General features: G+C 47.1%; 5 protein-coding genes and 1 pseudogene. 1 reads left to right on the top strand and 5 read right to left on the bottom strand.

The window, feature by feature from the left end; all coding sequences use genetic code 11:
- Positions 1–290: pseudogene (locus K4039_RS26270) on the bottom strand (hypothetical protein); the annotation flags it as partial.
- A 447-nt stretch (positions 291–737) separates the two neighbouring features.
- Positions 738–1,217, bottom strand: a complete 480-nt coding sequence (locus K4039_RS26265) for an NUDIX domain-containing protein (RefSeq protein ID WP_265239442.1) — start codon at positions 1,215–1,217, stop codon at positions 738–740.
- Between the two features lie 152 nt (positions 1,218–1,369).
- Here K4039_RS26265 and K4039_RS26260 point away from each other — a divergent pair, with 152 nt between their 5' ends.
- Positions 1,370–2,071 carry a triacylglycerol lipase gene (locus K4039_RS26260; RefSeq protein ID WP_265239441.1) on the top strand — a complete coding sequence of 234 codons (702 nt, stop codon included), beginning with the start codon at positions 1,370–1,372 and terminating at the stop codon, positions 2,069–2,071.
- A 130-nt stretch (positions 2,072–2,201) separates the two neighbouring features.
- Here the strand turns inward: K4039_RS26260 and K4039_RS26255 are convergent, their stop codons facing one another.
- From K4039_RS26255 to K4039_RS26245, 3 genes are all read right to left on the bottom strand, one after another.
- Complete coding sequence (locus tag K4039_RS26255) at positions 2,202–3,020, bottom strand: class I SAM-dependent methyltransferase (protein ID WP_265239440.1); 819 nt, start codon at positions 3,018–3,020, stop codon at positions 2,202–2,204.
- Positions 3,021–3,086: 66 nt separating this feature from the next.
- On the bottom strand, positions 3,087–5,045 hold the full coding sequence (locus tag K4039_RS26250) for a sodium:proton antiporter (RefSeq protein WP_265239439.1): 1,959 nt from the start codon (positions 5,043–5,045) through the stop codon (positions 3,087–3,089).
- Positions 5,046–5,325: 280 nt separating this feature from the next.
- Positions 5,326–6,525, bottom strand: coding sequence for a GH25 family lysozyme (locus tag K4039_RS26245; protein WP_265239443.1), 1,200 nt, complete (start codon positions 6,523–6,525; stop codon positions 5,326–5,328).
- Between the last annotated feature and the right edge of the window lie 132 nt (positions 6,526–6,657).

Raw genomic sequence — 6,657 nt, 5'->3', positions numbered from 1 at the left:
AACTTGGGCGGGGCGGGAAGGGGAACTGGTGCGACGAGCGAAAATGGCTTATTGGACGGTCGCGGTGGTATAGTTTGTGGCAGGCGGCCGGCTTCTGCGGGAGTTAGTTCTACCAAGCCGACGGAACCGGGGATCTTTTTTGAGGAATTTCCACCATAGATGATGTTTGAGATCGTCGGGGCGCCGACTCCGAGCACTCCGTGAAGGCCGACAGAAGCTAGGGCTGCCCACCAAAAAGGCTGGCGCAGCGGTTCGGAAAGGGCGTTGGCTAGGGACGAAGAGTCATTCATGACAATGGGAATGGGGAATTGGTAATTGGTAATTGGCAATCTGGAATTGGTAATCTGAAATTGGTAATCTAAAATTGATATTTTTTTATTTTGAGCGATTTAAAAAGATACTGTTAGGAATTCAAAGGTATAATTTTAGCACGATCGCCCTCTAAATTGCCGATCGACCTTGATGACAATTTATGGGCCCAAAACTGAACCAAATTTATTAAACACGATCGACAAGTTCGATCGATCGGCGTTTCCAATTCGGTTACAGCATCAAAAAACTGATCTAGTGGCTGCCAACCAGGCCCGCGGCCCCTCGATGGCCCTCAAACATGAGCACCGTCCCACGTACACGAGTGTGAGGGTCGATTCTCAAAATTTTAGACTTTTGTTCAAGCTCCCAGATTAATCTGTGGAGTCAATCTCAAATCTCAAATCTCAAATCTCAAATCGCAGGATTCACCAGCGATAGCGGTAAGTTTTAAAAGGAGCTCCCTCGATGCTCAGCAAGTCGAGCGGATAAATTGGAGCACCGCTTGCCATGTACTGAAACATTTCCCGAACTTCCTCACCCCGTAGCGACAACTGGTCTAACTCTTTGAGAGAATACCAACCAGCACATAAAGTGTGCTCATCCGGCTTGCTCTTGGGCGGTGTCTTATCTTCAGGGCGAGCCACAAAAATCACTCTCAGGCGCACATTGCCCCTAGGCATCACCGTATGCTCTACCCTGAGAATTCCCTCCACGATCACAGAAATGCCCGCTTCCTCAATGGTATTGCGCACAGCAGCTTCGAGCAAAGTCTCGCCTTTTTCCACTCGCCCTGCTGGGAGATACCACTGCTGCTCGTACTTGCGCTCTTGTACCAGTAGAAAACGGTCTTCTAAGTGAACGACAACTAGGGTAAAATACAATGTTGCAATCGGCTCGCGAGCCATAAAAGTAGATATTCCCCAAGCAAAAAGTTTAACGAGCGGCAGATGTTAGCAATCCAAAGGATGCTTCGACAAGCGTCTTTGAACTTGAAAAATAGATCGTAGCATCCCGATCGCAAAATCTCAAATCTCAAATCTCAAATCTCAAATTGATCATGCCATTACCAACCGTGATTTTGCCAGGATATTTTGCTGCTGCTTCAGACTATCGGGAATTAGAAAAATCTTTGGTCGATCGAGGTTTCCCCACAGTAACAGTACCACTGGGCAAGGGAGATTGGTTGCCCACTCTTGGCGGGCGATCGATGGTGCCAATTTTGCGACAGCTCGATCGCACGGTCAAACAGATGTTACAGCAATACGGCAGCCAACAGATCAACCTCATCGGTCATTCCGCAGGCGGCTGGATTTCTCGGATTTATTTAGGCGAAAAGCCTTACACGATTCACGGAGATGTGCTGGAGGATGCGGGTTTGTGGGAAGCTCACCCTTGCGTCCATACTTTAATCACTTTAGGCACGCCACACGTCTCTCAAGAGCGCTGGACGCGCAAAAACCTAGATTTTGTCAAAATTTACTATCCGGGGGCTTTTCACCCGCAGGTGCGCTACGTATGCGCTGCTGGGAAAGCTGTTTTGGGCAAGCCCGGTTTAAAGACGTGGCTGGCTTATAAAAGTTATGAGTTGACTGTGGGGAATGGCGAAACTTGGGGAGATGGAATTACGCCGATTGAAGCTGCTCATTTGGACGGGGCCGAAAATTTGGTGTTGGAGGGTGTTTGGCATTCGCCTCGCTCTCCGGGGAAGTGGTATGGTTCGCCGGATGTTCTGCCCGCTTGGATTGGGTATTTGCAGTAGAAATAAATTACCACAGGCGGGACGCCTGTTCCACAAAGGAAGAAGCGGAAGGTTGAAGGGAGGATTTAGAGTCATTGGTCATTAGTCATTAGTCATTGCTGGGAGGAAGTTTGAGAGTTATTCGAGATGTCTATTGATTCTTTTCCCCGCAAGCCATCAACCAAAAACTCATCATTAATCGATCGCCCTTAGCGACAAACTCATCCCGCGAAACCAGATAACTGGCTATTTCTGACTCGGAAATCAACCCTTGTTTGACCAACTGTAAAATGGGCCCGGAGTCCAGCAAAGGCTCAAACGCTTCAATTCCGATGATATCGCTGTGGCTGACAACCGCTTCTAAATCGATGCTACCAAATCCAGCTTGTTTGAGAATGCGGCACAGATTTCGCCCGATCGATAAATTGCCTCCCCGCGAGGCCATAACCTGTTTGAATTTCTCCCTGACAATCTCGACTGATAGGGGTGGATTTGTCAGCCAAAACAGATCGGCATCGCTATCGATAATCACCAATTTTCCCCTAGGCTTTAAGATGCGGAATATTTCTCTAGCTGCTGCGACTGGTTCGGGGAGGTGGACGAATAGCAAACGGGCGATCGCAAAATCAAAAGAGTTCGCAGGTAAGCCGGTATCCGCCACCGACGCTTGCACGTAATTTACTCGATCGCCAGCTTTTTCATGCAAATATTCTACTGCTTTTTCGTGCAGTACGGGGTCAATTTCTACCGCTGTTATCGAACTGTTTGGCAGCAATTCTAACAGCTTTTCGGTAAAAAATCCCGGCCCGCTACCCGCTTCTAAAACATTCATCCCGTCTGCTAAACCGAACCACTTTAAATTGCGCGCTTCCTTTTCCCAACTTATCAGAACTTGAGCTTTTAATCGCTGGATTTCTCCCTCTAATTCCAGATTGTACGTATTTGCTTTATACGAACCTTCTCCGGTCATAAAATTATCCTGCTTCTTGCTGGGATACCTAGATTATAGAACCGATCGGACACAGGGTTAATGCCCCTACCGCGAAACAGGCGGCTGCAAAATTTCAGCCTCTTCTGCTATTTCCGCTTCTACCAAAATCTCCTCTACAATCGGAGTAGGAATCGGCACTTCTTCAACTACTTGATGCTTTTCCAAAGTCAGGCGAGATTGCGACGAACCTGACAATCTTTTCAACAATTTCGGTGTAGGATCGTATAGTAAATAGATAATTCGATCGCCCGCTTGCCAAATTTCTGTCGCTGATACTACTTGCAAGTATCCTTGTCTTTCCAGCAGCAGCGGCGCTAACTCCCCAGCCTGAACCAAAGCTTGCAAGTGAGCAATCTGAAACTGCAATCCCTCACTTTTTAAATCTGTTTCCCCCAATTTTACTTCGTTGTCGCTCAAATATTCGTTCCAATCCTTCAGCGACAAATCGGATACAAACGCTTGATTGATTTTACTGTTATTTGCAGGCGAGTTTGCTTGCTGGTCTTTGGGGAAGATTGCCAAAACCCTCGGCGGTGCAAACTCCTCGGCTGCTCGTTGAGCTAACACTAAGTTTACCTCGCCGTTGTTGGTCATTGCTAAAAAAGTTCCCATCGAATCAAGTCCGGCTTCTTCTAAAATGCTGTGATCCAAAGCACTACTCAAAAACACTCGCAAACCTTCTTTTTCTGCTTGTTTGCAAGATTCCGGGTTGGTGTCGATAATTGCGACAGATTCTCCGCGTTCTTGAAATAAGCGAGCAATTAATCTGCTCAAAGGATTTGACCCTACAATCACGGCACCGGTAGCTGATTTTAAGGTGATGTCCAAAATTTGAGCGACCCATCCCGCTGTCAGCCCTTGCACGAAAACTGTGATAATAATTGTTAGGAAGACTAAGGCTTTAATTGAGTCGCCACCGTTGATTCCTCGCTGGGTGAGCAAAATTGCAAATAAAGATGCGATCGAAGCTGAAATAATTCCCCTCGGCGCTACCCAAGAAGCAAATAATTTTTGCCTCCAGTTGAGCCCGCTGTTGATGGTGCAAACCCAAATATTAATCGGTCTCACTATCCACATTAAGGCTAAAACTGTAAAAAAACTTCCCCAACCGAGGGCGACCACACTAGCGAGGGATAAATCGGCCGCCAACAGCACGAACAGTACGGATATAGCCAGGATTGTGAGCTGACCTTTAAACCTTCTCAGCAGCCTTTCTTCCGGGACAGCAGCGGCTCTGAGGACAATACCTGACAGCACACTTGCCATTAGTCCTGATTCGCTGCGGATTTCTTCTGATAGGCCGAATAATCCCCACAAACCGGCTAAAACTACTAAATTTTTGAGGTCTTCTGACAGGAATTTCGCTCGCTTGAGAATCAGTCCCAGCAGCCAACCTCCGGTAACTCCGATGACTGTGCCAATACCCAGCCGCACGATTAAATCTCCGAACAAAATCAGCAAGTCGGTATTGCCGTTTAAAACCACGTTTAGTACCAATACTGCCAGAATTGCCCCAACGGGATCGACTAAAACGCCTTCGCCTTCTAGCAAGGCGGCGACTTTTTTGTCTACGGGTACTTGTTTGAGCAAAGGGCCGATGACTGTCGGGCCTGTGACGACTACTAGAGAAGCATACAGAAAGGCGATCGGCCAGGGAAATTCTCCTAACCAATGCGCGGCCATTCCGCCACCTATTAGGGTAATCAAAGTGCCGAAAGTAACTAAATTGCGGATGCTGCCGGAAACTTTGCCTAAATCTCGCAATTCTAAATTCAAGCCGCCTTCAAACAAAATTAAGGCTACGCAAAGGGATACCATAACTTCCAAGCCGTTGCCCAACAGACTCGGATGCAGGATTCCCAAGCAATCCGGGCCTGCTAAAATGCCGAACAGCAGCAAAAATACGATCGCCGGAACTTTCAGATAAGCGGCCAGAACTTGAGCGCTGATACCACAGGTGACGGTCATGACCATCAACAGGGTGATGTTAAAGGGGATTTCCATAGATACAATTATTACAGGCTGCCCGCTGGGTTTTAAAAGTGCGATCGCGAGTAATTTAAGTACAGGCGCTATATTTGGCGCTGGTACAAACTCGGCACGGCCCTGGTTTTTTTGCGAATAAGATTAAAAAACCTTGATATTGGCTATAACTTTATCAGATAATTCTCTTAGCGTCAAAGATGGGAACAAGCTGTAGCGCCTAAATTGTCTGTTATGTTCGAGGGGGAGAAGGGGAGAGGATTTGACGAGTGGGGAAATAATAAAAATCTCAAATCTCAAATCATTTGGCATTCTGCCACCTGCGCCGAAAATCAGATAAAATTGCCGGCGAGATTTGCCCTTCCAGCCAATCTAATGCCTGATTTTGGTTTGGTGCAGCCCGATAAAATTTGCAGGTGTCTATCAGCCGAATCGGAGAAATTGGGGCAGTAGATTGAGCACGCCACTTTTGCCCAAACTCGGCAATCACAGTCGGAGAAATTTGTTTTTGCAGCCAATCTAAAGCTTGGTCTTGTTCTGCTAAACCGCGATAAAATTTGCCGACATCTATTAATCTCAAATTAGTGTCTGGAGGTACGGCAGTTGTCCGCCACTTTTGAGCAAATTCTCCTAAAACAGAGGTAGAAACTTGACTTTGCAGCCAAATCAAGGCAATATCTTGAGCAGCACTAGCTTGATAAGACGAGAATAACTTAGTCAGTGGCACAGCGGATACTGGAGTTGGCGTCGGAGTGGGTGTCGGAATTGGAGTTGGTGTCGGCGGTGGAAGGGGAACTATTACTTTTGGAGATTTTTGCATCAAAGCAGCCCAGGTTTTGATACCAGCCATGCCGTCTGCATTGAGATTTTGAGATTTTTGAAACGAGATGAGTGCGGCTGTGGTAGAGGTTCCAAATTTGCCATCCATCGCGCCTTGATAGAAACCTTTACTTCTTAATTGCTTCTGGATGTCTGCAACTTTATAATTGATCGCGCCTTCTCGGACGCTTTCAAAAATATTGGCATCTACATTACCCGAAACGCCGGACACACTGCTAGTGTCGCTGTACTGCCAAAAAGTCCAAGTCTTCCAGCCTCCTGGTACCCAAGGTTCCTCGGCACTGGTATAGTGAGCAATCCACAGTGGGTAATCTGCCAACCGTTGTGTGCCGAGGTTGTCCCAGAATCCGGGGTAAGTGTAGATAATTGGTCGCATCAAGGTGGCTTTTTCGACTGCTTCGAGCCAAATTGTCGCGCGATCGCACAATTCGTCCGCATTCAAACCGCCTGTAGTTTCCAAATCCAAAACTGCCGGCAAATCCCCCGCTGCCAGTTTGACAGTTTTCAGGAACAAATCTATCTGTCCTTGAACGCTGCTTGTCGGTCGAAAAAAATGGTAAGCACCGCGTTGAATCCCCGCCGCTTTCATTCCCGCCCAATTCCGGGCGAAAGTTTGAGAAACTAACGTTGCACCTTCCGTCGATTTGACAAATGCGAACAGAATGCGGCGTTGCTGAGTTAGAGTATGAATAGGAGGAATAATTTATGCAACGCAAGCGAATGTAAATCAACCCATATCCGTAAAAATGGCAAGAAAAAAGGAAAACAGAACCACATTTGCGTGCAATGCGGT

Source organism: Lyngbya sp. CCAP 1446/10 (genome assembly GCF_026130175.1).
Lineage (GTDB): Bacteria > Cyanobacteriota > Cyanobacteriia > Cyanobacteriales > Microcoleaceae > Microcoleus.
The sequence above is the reverse complement of the archived record's forward strand: the minus strand, read 5'-3'. Positions and strand labels throughout refer to the sequence as shown.

Coding starts and splice junctions, on each gene's coding strand:
- K4039_RS26265 (WP_265239442.1), bottom strand. CDS start 1,217: ATGGCTCGCGAGCCGATTGCAACATTGTATTTTACCCTAGTTGTCGTT.
- K4039_RS26260 (WP_265239441.1), top strand. CDS start 1,370: ATGCCATTACCAACCGTGATTTTGCCAGGATATTTTGCTGCTGCTTCA.
- K4039_RS26255 (WP_265239440.1), bottom strand. CDS start 3,020: ATGACCGGAGAAGGTTCGTATAAAGCAAATACGTACAATCTGGAATTA.
- K4039_RS26250 (WP_265239439.1), bottom strand. CDS start 5,045: ATGGAAATCCCCTTTAACATCACCCTGTTGATGGTCATGACCGTCACC.